The sequence below is a fragment of the Microbispora amethystogenes genome (assembly GCF_016863015.1).
Classification (GTDB): domain Bacteria; phylum Actinomycetota; class Actinomycetes; order Streptosporangiales; family Streptosporangiaceae; genus Microbispora; species Microbispora amethystogenes.
In genome coordinates, this window is the sequence record NZ_BOOB01000149.1 from 1 (window position 1) to 674 (window position 674).

General features: G+C 69.1%; 1 protein-coding gene. It reads left to right on the forward strand.

What is annotated here, in order from left to right:
- Positions 1-49 precede the first annotated feature (49 nt).
- Positions 50-674, forward strand: a 625-nt coding sequence (locus Mam01_RS36110) for an AMP-binding protein (RefSeq protein ID WP_239101890.1), incomplete at its 3' end; no start/stop codon positions are given.

The window sequence follows — 674 nt, forward strand, 5'->3', positions numbered from 1 at the left end:
GGCGTATGTGATTTATACGTCGGGGTCGACGGGGCGGCCGAAGGGTGTGGTGATCGAGCATCGGCAGACGGTGGCGATGCTCGCCTGGGCCGGCAGCGTGTTCGGGCCGCAGGTGCTGGCGGAGACGCTGGCGTCGACGAGTGTGTGTTTCGACTTGTCGGTGTTTGAGATTTTCGCGCCGTTGACGGTGGGGGCGACCGTCACGTTGGCGGCGGGTAATGCGCTGGATCTGATCGAGGATCGGGCGGGGTTCGGTCATGTGACGTTGGTGAACACGGTGCCGTCGGCGGCGGCGGAGTTGCTGGCGGCCGGGGCGATCCCACCACGGGCGGCGACGATCAATCTGGCGGGCGAGCCGTTGCCGGTGGAGCTGGTGCGGGGGTTGTACCGGGACCCGGCGGTGGGGACGGTCAACAACCTGTACGGCCCGACCGAGGACACCACCTACTCCACCCACGCGATCACTCATGCCGAACATGAGCGGACGCCGCTGGGCCGCGCGCTGCCCGGGTCGCGGGTGCACCTGCTGGACAGCGGGTTGCGGCCGGTGCCGCTGGGCGCGATCGGCGAGGTGTATCTGTCCGGCCAGGGTGTCACCCGGGGGTATCACCACCGGCCAGGGCTGACGGCCGAACGTTACCTCCCCCTCCCCGACAACCACGCTCACGGCGACG